This is a genomic window from Chitinophaga sp. W2I13 (genome assembly GCF_050434005.1).
Taxonomy (GTDB): domain Bacteria; phylum Bacteroidota; class Bacteroidia; order Chitinophagales; family Chitinophagaceae; genus Chitinophaga.
In genome coordinates this window covers 7068400-7088752 of the sequence record NZ_JBNPWD010000001.1, presented here as the reverse complement: position 1 = coordinate 7088752, position 20353 = coordinate 7068400, and the positions used below count along the sequence as shown (strand labels likewise).

Here is a 20353-nt window from a genome sequence, read left to right as displayed (position 1 = left end):
GAATTAAAATGATAAAACCCAGTCAGTATGTTGACTGGGTTTTATCATTTATTAGATTTAGCAAGCAAGCCCTCCCTCAATACAACGTCCTCATACTCGCTGCATCAAATGGCTTCAACTGATCAAACTGCTGCTCCCTCACCTTCTTCACCCAGTTAGGATCGTGCAAAATCGACCGGCCAACCGCCACGAGGTCAAAATCGCCCCGTTCGAAGCGACGTTCCAGTTCGCGCATATCCGTAACCACGTCTGAGTTCTCACCGGAGAAGGCGCCCATTACATCGCCGGAGAGGCCAACAGAGCCGACAGTAATGGTAGGCTGACCGCTCACTTTTTTAATCCAGCCGGCGAGGTTCAGATCGGACCCTTCAAACTGGGGTTCCCAGTATCTTCTTTGCGAGGCATGAAAAATGTCTACACCTGCATCTGCGAGTGGAATGATCCAGTCTTCCATTTCTTTTGGATTGTGCGCCAGCTTTGCGTTATAATCGGTGGCTTTCCATTGTGATACACGGAGGATGATCACCAGGTCGGGGCCTGCTGCAGCTCTTATGGCTTTTACGATGGCGGTTGCAAAGCGGCTTCTTTCTTTGATGGTTTTGCCGCCGTAGTCGTCGGTGCGTGAATTGGTTTTGTCCCAGAAGAATTCGTCGATGAGGTAGCCATGTGCGCCATGGAGTTCTATGGCGTCGAACCCGGCTTCTTTGGCCGATTTGGCGGCATTGGCAAATGCGGCGATAGTGGCTTCAATATCGCTGACCGACATGGTGGAAGGGTTTTCTATTGGTGCAGCCGGCGTCCATCCGCTCATGCCGGGAGCGTCGCCGGTATGCCATAGTTGTGGGGCAATAACGCCCTGTTGTGCATGAACGTGGTCCACTACATTTTTCCATGCTGACAGTGCGGCGGTTCCATAAAAATTGGGAATGTCTTTTTCATTCTTCGAGGCTGGCCGCTCGATGACGGTGCCTTCGGTGAGGATCAACCCTACTTCTCCGGCGGCGCGGCGTGCGTAATAATCGGCTACTGCCTGGGTAGGTATGCCATCCGGCGACGCCGCGCGTGTCATGGGCGCCATCACAAAACGGTTTTTCAGGTGAAGACCTTTGTATTGAAACGGTGTAAAAAATGATGCGTAATTCATTGAATATTTCTTTTACGCAAAGCAACAACCAAATGCTTAATTTTACAGCGGCTTTGGAGCAATACCAGTTACCTTAAGGTAAGTACAAATGAAAGATAAGATATTAACGAAATACAGCGATTGCCCGATCAAACGGTCAAAATCAATCATCGGATCACGGTGGAAACCTATTATTATTTACGCATTACGTAACCGTAAAATGCGCTTCGGGCAACTGCATGCTATTATAGGCGATGTATCTGCAAAGGTATTTGCGCAATGTTTAAAGGAACTGGAAGCGGAGGAGATCATTCTCCGTGAAACATATACGGATACCCAGGTACATGTAGAGTACAGCCTTACATCAAAAGGCGAGGGACTTGTGCCGATTATTGTATCCCTGCTGCAGTGGGAATGGAATAACTACGAAGTAACGCCTGTATAAAGCCGACATATTAGTAATTATTACCCTGTTTTAATGTTTGGCAGAAGCTGTCTGTGCCAGAAATTCTTGTTCCCATCTTTCCCATATATCCCGAAAATCCCTGCCAGCCAATGTTTTCACTGCTCTCTGCCGGTGTGTAATAATTTATAATTATAGCTAATGCGAATTTATTTATAAAATAATAATATTTGTTACTAATTTATGCAGCAAAATAGATGGCCATTGCCTTTGGGAGACCTGGCTTTTTTCTAGCCATATAAATTATATTCCACGATATGATTTATATAAAAGAAGAGATATGAATATACCAGATGCTGAATTAGTAGTGCGGTTACAAAACCACGAAGTAAGCGCCTTTGATAGTTTGTATTGGAAGTATCACGGGGCTGTATACCGGAATATTTTCAAGTTTGTGAAAGATGATGTGGTTACTGAAGATATTCTCCAGGATGTTTTCGCACGGCTGTGGGAAAAACGGCAGGATATCGAGCCAGACCAGTCTGTGAGCGGCTGGCTGTTTGTGATCAGCTTTAATATGTGTGTGTCTTTTGTAAGGAAAAAGCTGCGTGAACAGGCTTTCCACAAAAATATCTTCCAAACCGATACGGATGATGCGGTAGCCATTGAGCGTAAAAATATCGATGAGGAACAATATCATTTACTGGAACAGGCGATTTCAAAACTATCTCCTAAAAAAAGAACCATCGTAACCCGCTGTAAACTGGAAGGTAAAACCTATGAAGAAGTAGCCAATGAACTGAACATCTCCCGTAATACAGTAAAAGAACACCTGTCTGCCGCCATGATCAAGCTAAACGACTATATGCAGCGCAACGGCGATCAGAAATACATTGTGCTCCTGATGCTGTTCCTGAGCTATCCTGATTCATAAGCAGATGAACCTATTTCATATTATCTTTTAATTAATGTTTTGTTTTTTCAAAAAAAGTTCAAAAACGACCCACCCATTTTTATTAACTGCGCGTATTTAGATTAAACCATCACGCTAGTGCCCAACAGAAAGGAATATCTCAAACAGCTGTTAAGTAAAGATCAATGGACTGCCACAGAGCAGGAGTGGATGGTAGAATACCTGGATACCAATGATTTTTCAGAACTGGAAACAGTAGCCGCCGAATATTTTGAGGCCGACCTCCTAACGGCAAAGCATATATTAGATAAACGCCTGTCGGACAGGATGTTGAATAACCTTCATAAGCGTATAGGCGTTGCAGATAGTTCTTTCAAAGGAATCTTCCGGTTAGTTAAATATAAAGTAGCAGCGGCTGCCGCCTTACTGCTGCTGGCAGGGGCCGCCTGGTACATGTTACTGCACGACCGGGTAAAGCAAAGGGTGTTTGCCACCACATCAGAACGGCAAACCGTGAAACTGCCCGACGGTTCAGTGGTACACCTGGAGAAAGGCTCCAGCATTACCTACCCGGAAGTGTTTGATAAAAAGAATCGTGAAGTAATATTAAAAGGAGAAGCTTTCTTCGAAATCAACCACGATGCAAAGCACCCTTTTATCATCTCCTCTTCGCTGATCAATACTACCGTATTAGGTACCTCCTTTAACATGGAAGTACACGAAGGCAATACCGCCAGGGTAGTAGTGGTATCAGGAATGGTGCAGGTGAATACCCGTGAAGGCAAACCGCATAAAAACGGCCAACTGGTACTAACAGCCAACAAAACCGCGGTATACAACCCGGCCTCGCAAGACCTGTTGTTACAGGACGGAACAGAAGATGCCAAATTCTTTGCCCAGAAAACGAGTGGCAAATTTATTTACAAAGGAGATCCGTTGTCAAAAGTGGCAACAGACCTGCAGCGATATTACAATGTGCCGGTAATAACCGACCAAAGATCGGCACAGTGCAGGTTTTACGGATCATTTAATACAGTGGACGATTTAGATAAAGCACTTGCGTTAATTGCTTTTTCATTAGATGCCAGAGTCAAAAAAGATAATATCAATAAAGGATATATCATCGTTGGTGGAAATTGTAAGTAAAATAACGACCGCTATATCGTTAACCAAACTATATTTCAAATGAGAAACTGCTATCAACAAAGCTGAACCAAAATTTAAGAGAATAGAAATTTCAGTCTGGTATACTATCCTGGTGGCCTTTTAGCCTGAAAGAACTTCATGCTGGTTAGTTAACTAGTGATCACGAAAACTGATCACAGGGCCACCTGTTGCCAATACTTACCGTGAATAAACCGTAGAATTATTTTCAACCAAACTAAACTGTACATGATACAAGTAATACCCTTACCGCCCGGCTAATATATTGCCATGATATAGTTGATTGAAAAACACCCTGCTTACGCAGAAGGCCCTTTATTGCCCGGTTTTGTCCAAAAACCGGAACGGGGAACCTATGGCCGAACGAAACCAATAAAAAACAATTATGTTCAGAAGAAAACTATCATTCATCTATTGCTTACTGCTCCTGCTGGCAGTAACGCAAGCCCACGCCGGTAACGGTTTGCAGGACGCTCTCGATAAAAAAATTACGATCGAACTAAAGAATGTCATCCTTAAAGATGCACTGGAGAAGATAGGCAGCCTCGCCGAAGTATCCTTTGTATACGTAGGCAATGAAGCCCTGGATGTGAATAAGGTAAGTGTAAATGCGCACAACGAAAAAGTAGGCGACCTGCTTAATAAACTGCTTACGCCCTACTCACTTTCCTATAGCGTGATGTACGACCGCGTGGTGATCAAACACGACAGCGGCAAAAAGTTGAATCAACTAACGGTAACGAATACACTGTTGAAACTCAATGTTCCCGTTACAGATGTAAAAGGAGTGGTGACAAATGAAAAGAAGGAACTGTTACCCGGCGTAAGCATCATGATCAAAGGAACTTCCCGCGGAGTCACTACCAACGACAAAGGTGTATTTGAACTGAAGAAGATCGCCAACGATGCTATACTGGTATTTAATTTTACCGGGTATAAAACAGAAGAAATCAGCGTGGCGGAATTCAGAAGCGGCACGCTGACCATCATACTGAAAGAAAAACCGACCCGCCTCCAGGAAGTAGTGGTAACCGGCTTCCAGAGCATCGATAAATCTAAATTCTCCGGCGCCGCCACCCGGCTCAAAGGAGAAGATGTGAGGATCGATGGTATGACAGACGTAAGCCGCATGCTGGAGGGTAAAGTAGCCGGCGTTGCCATCCAGAATGTATCCGGTACCTTCGGCTCCGCCCCCAAAGTGCGCATCCGCGGCGCTACCTCTATTAATGGCGATAACAAGCCATTGTGGGTGGTAGACGGCGTAGTACTGGAAGACGTGGTAAATATTTCCAATGATCAGCTTTCCAGTGGCGATCCCACCACCTTACTGGGCTCCGCAGTAGCCGGTCTTAACTCGAACGATATCGAAAGCTTCGACATCCTGAAAGATGCCGCAGCCGCTGCGTTATATGGCGCCCGCGCCATGAACGGAGTGGTAGTGATCACCACTAAAAAAGGTCGTGCAGGCAAGCCCGTTATTAACTACAGCGGCAACTTCAGCACACAGCTGAAACCTAACTACAACAACTTCAATATCATGAACTCCGGCCAGCAGATGTCTGTACTGGCTGAACTGGAAAGAAAAGGAATACTTAACTCAGATATCCTTTCACGCGGTGATATCGGGGTGTTCGGTAAATTATATGAACAACTGGATGCAGATGGAGATGGTAACTTTCCCGTAGAAAACGATCCGCAAAGTAAGAAGGCTTTTTTACTGCGTTACGCGAAAGCCAATACCGACTGGTTCGGACTGCTCTTCCGCAACAACTTCGTACAGGAACATTCGCTCAGCATTTCTTCCGGTACGGATAAATCACAATCTTATTTTTCTACCAGCTTTTACAGCGATAACGGCTGGACCCTCGCGGATAAAGTAACCCGTTACACACTGAACTACCGCAATACCTATAAGCTCTCAGACCGGTTATCTGCCGGATTCTCTTCACTGGCCTCTGTGCGGCGTCAGAAAGCGCCCGGCGCTCTCACCCGCAGCAGTAATCCTGTAGAAGGACAATACGACCGCGATTTCGATATTAACCCATTCAGCTACTCGCTGAATACAAGCCGCACACTTACTGCCTATGATCCAAATGGACAATTGGAATACTTCAGAAGAAATTATGCTCCCTTCAATATCATCAATGAACTGAAAAATAATTACCTCGACCTGAACATGATGGATTTGCGCCTGCAGGGCGACCTGACTTTCAAGCTGACAAAAAATATCCGCTACGAATTTACCGGTGCTATCAGGTATGTAAAATCATCCCGTGAACACCAGATTGCAGAGAATGCCAACATGGCCAATGCTTACCGCGCTGCCGGTAATGCTACCATCGCGGAAAGGAATAAATTCCTTTACCGCGATCCGGAAAATCCCGATGCACAACCGGTAATTGTTTTGCCCGCCGGCGGTTTCTATAACCGTACGGAAGACCAGCTGCTGAACTATGATTTCCGCAATGGCCTCAACTACTCCGACACCTTCGCCCAGAAACATAATATCAACGTATTGGTAGGTCAGCAGGTAAAATATGCCGACCGCCAGAACGCTTCCAATACCGGCTACGGTTACCAATACGATAATGGCGGCGCCACTTTCACTGACTACCGCATCCTCAAACAAACCATTGAAAGTAACTTCCCTTACTTTGGCATGAGCAGGGACTATGATCGCTTCGCCGCTTTCTATGCTACCGGCACCTATGCCTATAACAACAAGTATAACTTTACAGCCACCGGCCGCTACGATGGTTCCAACCGCCTTGGACAATCCCGTAAGGCAAGATGGCTGCCCACCTGGAGCGTAGCCGGTTCCTGGAACATCGACCGGGAGCCTTTTGCGGCCAGTATCCGCCAGCTGGACTATCTCACGCTGCGTGCCAGCTACGGCTTAACCGCCAGCATGGGACCCGCCACCAATTCAAACATCGTATACCAGACCGTTAATACCAACAGGCCTCACCTCACAGAAGTAGAGTCAGTGATCCGCCTGTCGCACCTGCAGAATGATGAACTCACCTGGGAAAAATTATATACCACCAACATCGGTGTTGACGGAGGATTTTTCAATGGTCGCCTCAACTTCAGTATAGATGCTTACACCCGTAAAAGCTTTGACCTGATCAGCCGCATCAAAACTTCCGGTATCGGCGGTGAAATGTTTAAAGCGGCCAACTACGCCGATATGGATTCAAAAGGGGTGGAAGTAATGGTAGGCGGAGATGTGTTCCGTAGTAAAGACTGGGGCTGGAAATCGAATGTTACGCTCGGATACAGCGTCAATAAAATCACCAATGCAAAAAATATCCCCGGCATTTTCGACCTGGTGGTAGCAGAAGGCGGTAACACCGAAGGCTATCCTGTACATAGTCTTTTTTCCCTGCAATACACCGGGCTTGATCCCAAATCAGGCTCCCCGGTGTTTATCAACCAGGACGGTGCTGTCAGCGGCGATGTAAACCTGCAATCATTAAATACAGCCCACCTGGTATACGAAGGTCCGGTTGATCCACCGGTTACCGGCGGGTTCTCCAATACTTTCCGCTATAAAGCGCTATCACTGAATATATTTTTTACTTACCAGTTTGGCAACAAAATCCGCCTGTACCCGGCTTTCAAAACTTCTTATTCAGACCTCGATGCGATGCCTAAAGAATTTTATGACCGCTGGGTAATGCCGGGAGATGAAAGCAAAACAGGTGTTCCCTCTATGCTGGATGCTTTTGAGCAGATATTACTGAGAGGCGCTCATCCTTACAATAACTATAACTATTCCACCGAAAGAGTGGCGAAAGGAGATTTCATCCGCCTGAAAACAGTGTCACTTACTTACCAGCTGCCGGGTGTAATCATCAAACGCGCAGGATTAAGCAATGTGGCTGTAAGCGCTGCTGCCATTAATCCATGGCTGATCTATGCCGATGAAAAGCTGCAGGGTCAGGATCCCGAGTTTTTCAACGCTGGTGGCGTGGCACAGCCTATCCAGAAACAATTCACTTTTTCATTGAAAGTAGGTATTTAAAAAGAAGCACTATGTCAATGTACTATATAACCTCCGCGAATAAACGAAAAATAAAGCCTGCCATCATCGGGGCATTTGCACTGATGGCCCTTGTCACCGGAGGGTGTAAAAAATACCTGGAACAGGTACCAGACAGTACCTGGACAGATCTCAGCTCGCCAGTAAAGGTGAGCAAGCTGCTGGGAACTGCTTATCCGCAGGCCAGTTACATCACGATGTGTGAAGCCATGTCGGATAATGTGGGCGACAAGGGAGTGGGAGAGTACTACCGCCCTAACGGTGACGCCTATCTATTTAACGACATTCAATGGATAGAGGAAGACTCTCCGGAAGCTTACTGGAGGGCTTGCTACACTGCTATCGCCGCAGCCAACCAGGCGCTGGCTGCCTGTGAAAAGGCCGCCGATCCGGCCGCTTACACCCGTCAGCGGGGCGAAGCGCTGTTGGCAAGAGCCTATGCCCACTTTATGCTGGTAAATATTTTTGCCAAAACCTACGATGCGGCTACCGCTGCAAACGATCCGGGAATACCATACGTAACAGTACCGGAAACCGTGGTAATGAAACAATACGAACGCAAAACAGTGGCGTATGTGTATGACATGGTGGAGAAAGACCTGCTCTCCGGGTTGCCGCTGATCAGTGACGACGCCTACAGCGTACCCCGTTTCCATTTTAACCGCAGCGCTGCTTATGCCTTCGCCACCCGGTTCTACCTGTATAAAAAAGATTACGCGAAAGTAGTAGCCTATGCCGACAATACTTTTTCAAACAATGACGTGGCCTCCAACATGCGCCTGTGGAATACCACATATGGCAGCATGTCGCCGGCGCAGATCTTTGATATTTATGCCAATGCCAACGAAAAAGCCAACCTGCTGATCGTGGAAGCGCCTTCGCTGTGGGGCCGCAATGCAGGCCGGCTCCGGTATGACCTCGACTTCCAGCATGAAGCGCTCATCCTGGGCAGGAATGTCACCGGCGGCGTTTGGTCCTACCCGTTATACTACTACGGCTCACAGGATTATTTTGTGCCAAAGCTCTCTGAGTACTTTGTAAAGAACTCCGTGAATGCTACCATTGGTCAGCCCTATGTAATGACACCGCTGTTCACCACGGAAGAAGTATTGTTTAACCGCGCAGAGGCCAATGTGTATCTCAACAACACCAGCGCCGTACTAAAAGATCTCAACCTGTTTGCCAGCAAACGTATCCGGAATTATAATGCCTCCCTGCATAATATTTCCCTGGCTGCTATGCAGAATTTCTACGGTATCAGCGATGCGAGAACGGTTTGTATCCGCACCATCCTTGACTTCAAGCGTGCGGAGTATGTACAGGAAGGCCAGCGCTGGTTTGATCTGCAGCGGTATAAGATCCCCGTGGTGCACACCACCCGCGAAGGAAAAGTACTGGAGCTGAAAGCCGATGATAACCGCCGCCTGTTCCAGATACCGGCGTCGGCCACTACCTCAGGAATAGCATTGAATCCAAGATAATAATAGCGATAGTACCAAAATTAATACATACACAAATGAAAGCATTCTTACTCATCATCCCTCTTTGCTTGCTGATGGCCTGCAGCAAAAAAGAAGACCTGGGCAATGTGGAAGATATTCCCGGCCTCGGCGGAGATACCTGGGCCGCTTCTCCATTGGATAAATGGCTGCACGATACCCTTACCGTGCCTTTTAATATTGCCGTGAAATATAAATGGGACCAGTTCGAGTTTGAACTCAACAAAACATTGGTACCCCCTAAAGAAGAGAAAATAATCCCGGTGATGTCGGCCATCCGGCAGGTTTGGATGGACACCTACATTGCGGAAGCGGGCGCCCTCTTCTTTAAAAAGTACTGTCCCAAGTATTTTATTCTCTCCGGAAGCGCCAGCTGGAATGAAAACGGCACCATCACCCTCGGCACCGCAGAAGGCGGCCGGAAGGTAGTGTTATACCTGGTAAACGATTTCCTCACAAAGTCGATGGAAGGCTACAAACCTTCCGACTCCGCCAACGTGAAACAGATGTTCCATGTCATAGAGCATGAGTTCGGACACATCCTGCATCAAACAGTGATGTACCCGGTGGAATTCAAACGCATCTGCGCGGGTTTTTACACCGGTAACTGGAACAACATCTCCGATATGGCCGCCCGCCGCGATGGCTTTGTAACGCCCTACGCGATGTCGGCCTTTGACGAGGACTTTGTGGAAATGGTATCTACCATGCTGGTAGAAGGAAAGCAGGGCTTTGATGCCATCGTGAACAGTATCCCGGAAGGAACCAGCATCAACGGCGTAACCAAAGCAGAGGCGCAGTCGAGGCTGCGCCAGAAGGAGGCAATGGTAGTCAGCTATTTCCTCACCGTATGGCATATCAATTTTTATAGCCTTCAAACCCGTACCAGGAAAGAAATTAATCAGTTACTCTATTAAAACGAAAGACTCCGGAGGAGTAAAAATAATAGTATGAGAAATAATCTGATCTGCTTATTCTTCATCATCACCGGGATGTTTGCCTGTAAAAAGGAAACAGATCCGCTGTTTGATAAATCACCGGACGAACGTATCAATGATACATTGGCACGGTACCAGCAGGTGCTCACAACGGCGCCTTATGGCTGGAAAGCTTTCGTATATCCTGCCGGCGTTCCGGGCAGTGTATTTGGCTTTTACTTTAGTTTCTCTGATGCTAACCGGGTGCAGATGTTTTCCGACTTCGATGCCCCCAGCACGGGAACCATGCGCGAAAGCAGCTGGCGACTGAAAGCATTGCAGCAACCCTGCCTGCTGTTTGATACCTATTCCTACCTGCATGTGCTTTCCGATCCGGATGCCGGTCAGAATGGCGGCCAATACGGCCAGGGCCTTGGCTCCGATTTTGAATTTGCTATTAATGGCGCCGCGGGCGATACCGTTTGGCTGACCGGCCGTTTCCATGGCAGTAAAGCCATATTGGTGAAAGCTACACAGCAGGATAAGGATAATTATTTCCAGCACCGTATTAACCGCTCCATCGATAGCATCAGCGCTATACTTACTTATTTCCACAAGTTTACCACAGGCGGCAACCGGTATGATATCAGTATCAATCCCTACCTGCACCAGGTAAATTTTACCTGGATCTCCAACGGCAAGGTAAAACAGGCTTCTACCGGTTACGTATACACGGCAACAGGTATTTCCCTGATGCCGGCATTTACCGACAGCACCATCACTATTAATAGTTTCGACCAGGTGAAGTGGGAAAATGGCGCCATTACTTTCACGGTAAACGGTAAACCCGCAGCCATCACGGAAACGGTAACGCCATTGGCGATTGATGCAACAGCTCCCAAAAGATGGTACCGGTACGCGTTGCAGAACGAAAGCTACTGGGCTACCTATTATGGCTTCCATGTAAATGGAAAGGACGACGCCTGCGGTATCACCGGCCTGCCAGCTTATGCTTTCCTCACTTACTATCCCCAGATAGACGGTCCCGGTACTTCCCTGGACTTACTCGGTTTTGTTGTGAAGCAGGAAACGGGCGGAAATGTGATCTCTTATGGTCCCGGCTACGACGCACCCACCTTTACTTCGGATGGCAGGATCATTTTTAATGATAACGGCTTATATGGCAACTTACCCGCCAACAGAACCGCTATCAATAAAACAAGGTCGCTGATGGCCGATCCGATGGGCTTTTACCTGGTACAAACCAGCTCCCTTACCTACGACATGGTAAGCGCCCGGGATGGTAAATCATGGATCAACTGGCAGGGATTCTAAATGCATTCAACCAAAATTCAAATAACCTCATATGAGAAATTGTACTGTTCATTATCTATATAAAACAACATTACTTGTAGGAGTATTGCTGATGCTGGTCTGCCGGCTGTCGGCGCAAACGGATATCAGCATTGGTCAAAGCACTTCCGGTAATACCAACACGGGATATCCGTGCCCGTTACAGGATTACTATGAAGGCACCAGGACGCAATACCTGTACCGCGCTTCAGAGCTGCATGCCGCAGGAATGAATGCCGGTGTTATCAGCGGACTGAAATACAAGGTGCTCAACCTCAACGGCGCCGATACGATCGAGCAGTATACCATAAAAATTGGCACTACTACTGATACGGCGCTGGACAATAGCACCTGGGTACCCATTACCAACCAGGTATTGGGTCCGGTTAATTATCTCCCGAAAACAGGTGTCAATGTTTTTCCTTTTGGCTCTGCTTTTTTCTGGAATGGCACAGATAACATCGTAGTGGAAATATGTAACGGTGCGCCTGATTCAGATAACAATGTTACCTATACGAATAACCCGGAAGTACCGTATACAACAGGACTTCCTTTTAACGCGTCACATACCTACCGCTCCGACGGACTGAATTATTTGTGCGGTACCACCAGCACCACTAATACCGGTACCATGACCACCCGCCCGGATGTGATCTTTTCCTGGACGCCCGCTGTGGCCTGTACCGGTACGCCCGCTGCAGGAACTGCTACCGCCAGTTCATCAACCGTTTGTATGAACGGGCAGGTAACCATCACCTTGTCCGGCACTACTATTGCCTCCGGTATTAAATATCAATGGCAGAAATCCACTGATAATACTACCTGGACCAATATTCCCAACGATACTACCAACCGCCTGGTAACTACACAACCGGCTACTACTTACTATCGCTGTAACGTAACCTGTGTCGCTTCCAGTACCACTGTTACCTCCAATGCGGTAACAGTTACTTCTCCGCAGGCGGTGTCAGGCGTCTTCAATATTAATAAGGCCCTGCCTACCGGTGGTAACAACTTTGCCTCCTTCAATGATGCCTATAATTTTATTAAGTGTGGTATCAACAATGCTGTTGTATTTAACGTGGCTCCCGGCAGTGGTCCGTACAACGAACAACTGCTGATCACACCGGTACCAGGTGCCTCTGCTACCAATACCATTACCTTTAACGGTAACGGCAACACGCTTACATTTGCGGGCACCGCTTCAGCGCCGGCAGTGATCCGGTTGTCGGACGCCGACTATTTTACTTTTAGCAACCTGGTGATTAAAACCAGTGGCGCCAGCAACGGATGGGGTGTACATCTGATCAACGATGCAGATTATAACACAATAAAGAACTGTACATTCCTGCTGGATTCTACCGCCAGTTCCACCAGTAACGCAGGTATCGTTATCAGCAGCTCGCTTACTTCAGCTACTACTACCGGAGAGGCGAAATGTGATTTCAATATCTTCTCTGATAATATTATCAATGGCGGTTACTATGGAATTGTATTAACCGGCAGCAATACTTTTGCAAATGGTAATAATAAAGTTACCGGTAATAAGATCAGCAATTTCTACAGCTATGGTATCTATGTAACCGGCTCTTTTAATACGCTGATAGAAAATAATACCATCAGCCGGCCGGCGCGTACCGGTGTAGGCACCTTCTACGGTATCTATTTCACGAATCTCAGTACAAAGGCAAACGTTACCCGTAATATCATCAGCAATCCTTTTGGAGGAGCGCCTAACAGCACCAGCGCGGCTTACGGCATTTATTTCAGCAGCACCGATGCACTCGCACAGCTGGAAAACGTAGTAAGCAATAACCTTATGTATAATTATACGGGTAAGGGAGATGCTTATGGTATTTACAACTCAGGATCCGACAACGTTTGGTATTACCATAATACCATTGCGCTGGATGGAACTGCCACTACAGGTACTACCTATACCGCCCGCGGCTTTTATCAGACATCCAAGGCCGACGGTATCGAATTTTTAAATAACCTCATTGCTGTAACACGTGGTGGTGGCGGCAGCAAGTATTGCATATACTTTGCTGCAACCAACGGTACTATTCATGCCAACAGGAATGATTACTACCTGGCTGCCAGCGGTGGCACCAGCAATATAGGCTACTTTGGCGCTAACAATGCGGCGTTGCTCGATTGGCAAACCGCTTCTGCACAAGATAGCAACTCGGTAAGTTCCAATCCGCTGTTTGTATCTGTCAGCACCGGTAACTATCAGCCGGCGAATGCTTCTATCGATAACAAAGGTGTACCGGTAAATATTACTGTAGATATTAATAATGCAGTAAGAAGTACCTCTACGCCTGATATTGGTGCATATGAGTTTACACCCGGTCCCTGCATTAATCCACCGCTGGCAGGTAATGCACAGGTAAGCCCATCCGTGATTTGTGTGAACCGGAAAGTGGCGTTATCACTCACAGATAATTCTATCGGACTCGGACAAACCTACCAGTGGCAGCGGTCAGCTACCGCTACGGGTACGTACACCAACATTGGCAATGTGCTTACCAACCCGGATACAGTGATCACGGCGGTTATAACGTCTTATTATCGTGTAGCCGTTACGTGTAGTGGTAACACCGCGTACTCACAACCAATACTCCTTACTGTAAACCAGGCATTCCCAGGTGGCGGCTATACCATTAATAAAAATGCACCAGCCAGCGCCACCAACTTTATCAGCTTTAACGCTGCCAAAGCGGCAATGGAATGCGGTATACAAGGCCCTGTGGTAATGAATGTAGTAGCCGGTTCCGGTCCTTACCTGGAGCAGCTGATCCTCGACTCTATTGCAGGCGCCTCTGCCATTAACACCATCACCTTTAACGGTAACGGCAATACAATAAAATTTGCACCTACCGATGATAATGAAAGGGCGGTGATAAAGTTGCGTGGTGCTGATCATATTACCTTCGACAGCCTTACCATAGACGCTGCCAGCGATGATTATGGCTATGGTGTGCAGATGCTCAATAACGCTGATAGCAATACTATCCGCCGCTGTAACCTCATCATAGATCAAACAGGTACCTACAATGAGTTTGCCGGTATCGTGATCAATGGTAGTGAATCCAGTCCAACCACCGGTTCCAATAACGATTGTGATGGCAATATCATCACAAAAAACACCATTACCGGCGGGTATAACGGTGTGCTTATCTATGGTGCTACTGCTTCTATCCCCACACGTAATACCATCAGTTACAATATCATAAAAGAGTTTTATGAAACAGGTATTGCGGTAAGCTATACCACTAATACCCTGATAGATCATAATGATATTTCCAGGCCGGGCCGTGACAATGACAGCTACTCCCTGTATGGTATCAGCGTTGAAAACAAAGCAGCTGATGTGGTGGTGAGCAATAACCGTATCCATAACCTGCTGGGCGGTGCACCAGGCAGTACTTCTACTGTTTATGGAATGGAGTTCTCTTATGCAGATGCAACCGCCACTAACCCGGCAAAAGTTTTCAATAACGTGATCTATGATTTCCGTGGTCAGGGTACGCAGTATGGATTCTCCAACTACAGCGCCGACTATGTCTACTATTATCACAATACAATTGCGCTGAATGATCTTAAGAGTACCTCTTCCGATGAAGCTACCGGCTTCTATCAGTCGGGTACTGCTACAGGCATCCAGTTCTTTGATAATATTCTTGATGTAAGCAGGTCCGGTAAAGGAAACAGGAGAGGTTTGAGCATAGGCACCAGCACGGTGCTTACGTCCAATTACAATGATATTTATGTAAAAAGCAATTTTAATACAGCTTATATAGGCGGTAACTATCCTACGCTTGCAGCATGGACTGCCGCCACTAAGCTGGACAGCAACTCTTTGTCTATCCAACCTGTGTTTGCAGATCCTGTTGCCGGTAACTACGCAACGGTTATCTCTCCACTGGATAACACCGGTAAGCCGGTAGGCATTACTACCGATATCCTTGGTGTAACCAGGAGTACTACCAAACCAGACATGGGCGCTTACGAAGTGAGCGTGCCTAATTGCAGCAAACCAGTGGTACCGGGTACTTCCACCGTATTTCCGCTTACACCGGTGTGCATGGGTACCGATATTAAGCTGGATCTTACCGGCAACAGCACCGGTGGCACACAAACCTACCAGTGGCAGCGTTCTACCACCGCTGCAGGTCCATGGGTAATTGTCAGCGATTCACAATATGTGAGCGTATTTAATACTACCATTGGCGTAGAAAACTACTACCGCTGCTTAATCATATGCGGAGGCACCGACAGCGCTTATTCTACCGTGGTAAAGGCTAACCTGAACCCACCATTGCTGGCAGGCACCTATACCATTAACCCTGCTGCGCCTACCAGTCTTACTAACTTCCAGTCGTTCAGCAGCGCTGTATCCAAACTGGAATGCGGTATAGCCGGTCCCGTTACCTTCCTTGCAAAGGCAGGTACCTATACAGAGCAGGTCACCATGCATCATATCCCCGGCGCTTCTGCGGTAAACAGGGTAACCTTCCAAAGTGAAGCCAACAGCGCAGCTGCTGTAACGCTTACCTACGCCGGTACATCTGCATTGAATTATGTATTGCAGCTGGATAGCGTAGACTATGTCACCTGGAGAGCTATTACCATTAAACCGGCAGGCACCACCAACGCAAGGGCAGTGGTGTATGCCAACGCATCTTCGTACGACAGCATCGCTAACTGCGCCATTCCGCTGCCGGTTAGCACCAGCACCGGTACTGCCGTGAGCGGTGTGTATGCCGATGAATGTATCGGCACTGGTAACGTGATCACCGGTAATACCATCACCAACGGGTCGAATGGCGTTTACTGGGAAGGCAGTTACAGCGCCGTTGCACGCGGACTTGTACTGGATAGCAATATTGTAGATAAACCATATTCAAACGGCTTGTATGTTGAGTACGCCGACAGTGTGATGATCCGGCGCAACCAGGTGAACCTGGGTGGTAACATGGCAGCTGATGCCTATGGTATCCATACAGATAACACCAACGGTTACTCGATTTCAGCCAACAACATTAAGGTAACCAATACCACCGATGATGTTCACGGAATATACCTTTACTACGCGACTGCTGATGCCGGCGTAAAAGGCATCGTATCCGGAAACAGGATTACTGCAAGAGGAAATATTACCGGGGAAGTCCGTGGACTGGAACTTTACCAGGCAGACGGGGCTACCATCTCCAATAACGTGATCAGTGTTAAAGCCAATGGTGTGAATGCGTACGGTATTTATAGTGAAAGCAGTTCCAACCTCAGCTACTACAATAACTCGGTACTGAACAGCTCCACTACCACCGGCGATAACTACGCTGCATACTTCAGGCATACGGCGTCTTACTATGGTAATATCAAAGTAAAGAATAACATTTTTGCTTCAGATACCAGCGGTATCGCCATGTATATTGCGAACCCGCTTTACATGAAGAGCGATTATAACACACTGTATACAAAAGGTACCGTGCTGGTGAAACAGCTTACCCCTGCGGGCAGCTATGCTACATTGCATGACTACATCACAGCGGATACACTGGATATAAATTCAATTGTATACAAACCTGCATTTACAGATGATACCACGCTGCAACCAGCCATTGCAAAGCCCGATGTATGGGCTATCCATGGCCGTGGTGTGCAGATAGAAGGTAATGATAAAGACATCAACGGTGTTGCCAGGGCAGTTAAGCTCACAGATGGTGTGCCGGATATGGGCGCTTACGAATTCCTGCCTACTTCCGTGCCACCGGTGCTCCCGGCATTCCCGGCTACACCGGCTCCCGGCGTTACCCAAACATTTATGTTTGGTACGGACACGGTAACAAAAATTACCTGGAACCCGGGTACGGCCATACCCAATAACATAGCGGTAAGACGCTACTCCGGTATTAAGCCGCCAAACCTGGCTACAGGCAGGGACTTTATGTATTTCTACACAGATGTGGATGTAACACCGGCCAATGGTCAGTATAACTTTAACATCGATCAGTTCTATATCGATCCGTGGCAGGGTTATATCAGGCGCCAGAAGGATATCCGGATGGGCCGCACAGACAGTGCCAATGCATGGATCGTGGATTCGCTGAGCCATGTATATGATATCCCGAATGTGATCAGGGATAGCGCTGTACACTTCCTGGATAAATTCACCGGTCTCAATGGCGGCACGGCTACTTCTCAATTGTTGCAGCCGGCCGACAGCTCCAACCGCGGTACCCGCTTCTGGGTAGGTTATGGTCACCACCAGTTCTTCACCGGGGACAACTCGCAGAACATGGTGCTGTACCTCAATGCACAGGACTCTTCCAACGTAACCGTGCGTATTAATGGCACCAGCTGGGAAAGAGTGTATCACATTCCTGCCAACAAAACCATCACTACGGAGATAATACCAAAGAGTGGTTTGAGCGATGCCCGCCTGATAGAGGAAGGATTATCAGATAAAGGTATCAGCATTGAAAGTGATGTGCCTATTGTTGCCTATGCGCATATTTATGGCAGCGCCTCTTCCGGCGCCACCATGCTGCTGCCGGTAGGTACCTATGGTTATGAATATGCTACACTATCGTCCAGGCAGAATTACAGCACAGACACCTATTCCTGGTTCTATGTAATAGCAGACTATGATAATACAAAAGTGGAGATCACACCTTCTGTGCCCACGCTGGCCGGTAAACCTGCCAATACAACGTTTACGGTTACACTGAATAAAGGAGAAGTGTACCAGGTGCTGGGCGCTATGATGCCTGGCGGTGGCAGCGAAGGATACGACTTGTCTGGTAGCCACATCAGGTCTGTCATCAATGAAGATGGAAAATGCTACCCGATGGCGGTGTTCTCCGGTAGCAGCCGTACCGGTATTGGTTGCGGCATCGAAACGGGTGGATCGGGCGATAACCTGATCCAGCAGAACTTCCCGTCGCAGGCATGGGGCAGAAAGTATCTTACTGCACCTACCTCTACCAGCGGATCGGCCAGTTCTTTCATGACCAACATTTATCGTGTGCTGGTGAAAGATCCTGCTACCGTAGTGAAAATAAATGGCGCCACATTGACGGGACTGATCAACAACAGGTTCTACCAGTTTGAAAGCAGCACTGCCGATAATATTGAAGCCAATCAGCCGGTGATGGTAGCGCAGTATATGTCGTCCAGCGGCAGCTGTCCCAATACCAGCGGCAACGGCGATCCTGAAATGATTTACCTGAGCCCGGTAGAACAGGGTATCAAAAAGGTAGGACTGTACCGCAATACACAGGAGTCTATTACTGTTAATTATCTTACCCTCATCATACCTACAGGAGGTGTATCCTCCCTGCTGATCGACGGCAGCGCTACTTTCGATCATACGTATCCGCATCCTAACGCTACCGGATATACGGTAGTAGTGAAGCGCTGGCCGGCAGCACCTGCACAGTGTACGGTAACCAGCGACTCTGCCTTCACCGCCGTTACCTACGGCCTCGGCAGCGTGGAAAGCTATGGCTACAACGCGGGTACCCTGGTGAAGAATCTGAACATCCTGCCTTCATTTAACAACGTAATGAACAACAGTGGTCAGAACAACACCTACACCTGCGCTAAAACACCATTCCGCTTCTCTATGCTGATACCAGTGAAGCCAACAGCGATTACCTGGAAATTCAGCCAGGTAGCAAGCCTTGCACCTAAAACTGATATCGTGCAGAATAACCCGGTGCCAGTGGATTCTATCATCAGCAACGAACGGAAGTACTATCGCTTTACGGTGCCGGCTGATTACATCTTCAGCAAACCAGGCTTGTATGAAGTGCCTATCCTGATTTCACATCCGGATATAGAAAGCTGCAGCAACAGTTTTGAAAGCATTCTGCAGATAAAGGTAATCCCTGCGCCAGTGGTTGATTTCAGCGTTGACTATACCGGCTGCCTGAACGACGGCGCCTTGTTTAAAGGCACCGCCACTACCAGCAACGGGGTTGCTATCAGCACCTGGAAATGGAGCTTTGCCGATTCTACAGTATCGTCCGCAAAAGATACCCTGAAGTACTTCAGATACCCGGGTGTGAAAGAAGTGAAACTGAGCATTGTGGCGGCAGAGGGTTGCGTAGGTGATACTACCAAAGAAGTGGAAGTGTATGCGCCTGCGCTGGCACAACTTGTGAAAGACTCTATGACTGTATGTAACGGCACGGATGTTACCCTGTCTGCCAGGAATCCTGAACCCGGCGTATTGTACAACTGGTACGATGCTCCAACAGGGGGTACCCTGCTGCATACCGGCAACGACTACACGATTAACAACATTGCCGCCGACGGTAATTACTACCTGGAAACACTCACACACGGATGCCCCGGACTGTCACGCGCTAAAGCCATTGTACATGTATTGCCGGTTCTGGAAACACCGGTAGTTACGGTAGACAGCGTAGGCGTAAACATGATCCGCTTCAAATGGAAGGCAGTTGCCAATGCCACCGGTTATGAAGTATCCCTGGATGGCGGTACCAGCTGGACATTGCCAACTTCCGGCAGGGAAGGACTGGTGCATATCGTTAGCGGGTTACAACCGGTGCAAACAGTGAAACTGATTGTCCGTGCGAAAGGTTGTGAAGACAAGGCATCACTGCCGGCTGAAGGTAAAACCTTGCCTGACGGCATCTATATTCCGAATACGTTCACACCTAACAATGATGGCCGGAACGATGTACTGCTCGTGTATGGTTACATTATCAAGCAGCTGCACATCACCATTTTTGACCAGTGGGGTGAAAAAGTATTCGAATCCAACAATCAGTCTGTTGGCTGGGATGGCAACTACAAAGGAAAGGCATTGCCCTCCGGTGTATACATCTATGTATGTCATCTGACCCTTACAGACGGAAGTAAAACAGAGAAGAAAGGAGTTATTAACCTGATCCGCTAAA

9 protein-coding genes are annotated in these 20353 nt (G+C 47.7%); 8 read left to right on the top strand and 1 reads right to left on the bottom strand.

Annotated elements, in window-relative coordinates; translation table 11 throughout:
• Positions 1-76 precede the first annotated feature (76 nt).
• Positions 77-1144: an NADH:flavin oxidoreductase gene (locus QFZ48_RS28990; RefSeq protein ID WP_429064945.1), complete on the bottom strand. Its 1068-nt coding sequence runs from the start codon at positions 1142-1144 to the stop codon at positions 77-79.
• A gap of 88 nt (positions 1145-1232) precedes the next feature.
• Here QFZ48_RS28990 and QFZ48_RS28985 point away from each other — a divergent pair, with 88 nt between their 5' ends.
• From QFZ48_RS28985 to QFZ48_RS28950, 8 genes are all read left to right on the top strand, one after another.
• A complete protein-coding gene (locus QFZ48_RS28985) occupies positions 1233-1568 on the top strand; it encodes a winged helix-turn-helix transcriptional regulator (RefSeq protein ID WP_429064943.1) in 336 nt (111 codons plus the stop codon).
• Between the two features lie 298 nt (positions 1569-1866).
• Positions 1867-2460 carry an RNA polymerase sigma factor gene (locus QFZ48_RS28980; protein WP_370910108.1) on the top strand — a complete coding sequence of 198 codons (594 nt, stop codon included), beginning with the start codon at positions 1867-1869 and terminating at the stop codon, positions 2458-2460.
• A gap of 117 nt (positions 2461-2577) precedes the next feature.
• A complete protein-coding gene (locus QFZ48_RS28975) occupies positions 2578-3585 on the top strand; it encodes a FecR family protein (protein WP_429047376.1) in 1008 nt (335 codons plus the stop codon).
• A 403-nt stretch (positions 3586-3988) separates the two neighbouring features.
• Positions 3989-7630, top strand: coding sequence for a SusC/RagA family TonB-linked outer membrane protein (locus QFZ48_RS28970; RefSeq protein WP_429064941.1), 3642 nt, complete (start codon positions 3989-3991; stop codon positions 7628-7630).
• A gap of 11 nt (positions 7631-7641) precedes the next feature.
• Entirely contained in the window at positions 7642-9129 is a 1488-nt protein-coding gene (locus QFZ48_RS28965; RefSeq protein ID WP_429047380.1) for a RagB/SusD family nutrient uptake outer membrane protein, read from the top strand.
• A 35-nt stretch (positions 9130-9164) separates the two neighbouring features.
• The gene (locus tag QFZ48_RS28960; RefSeq protein ID WP_370910112.1) at positions 9165-10064 is read left to right on the top strand and encodes a zinc-binding metallopeptidase; all 900 of its coding nucleotides are present in this window, start codon (positions 9165-9167) and stop codon (positions 10062-10064) included.
• Between the two features lie 33 nt (positions 10065-10097).
• Positions 10098-11399 (top strand): DUF4302 domain-containing protein, encoded by a 1302-nt coding sequence (locus QFZ48_RS28955; protein ID WP_429064939.1) that lies wholly within the window; start codon positions 10098-10100, stop codon positions 11397-11399.
• A gap of 31 nt (positions 11400-11430) precedes the next feature.
• Positions 11431-20352: a right-handed parallel beta-helix repeat-containing protein gene (locus tag QFZ48_RS28950; protein ID WP_429064938.1), complete on the top strand. Its 8922-nt coding sequence runs from the start codon at positions 11431-11433 to the stop codon at positions 20350-20352.
• The last annotated feature ends 1 nt before the right edge of the window (position 20353 follow it).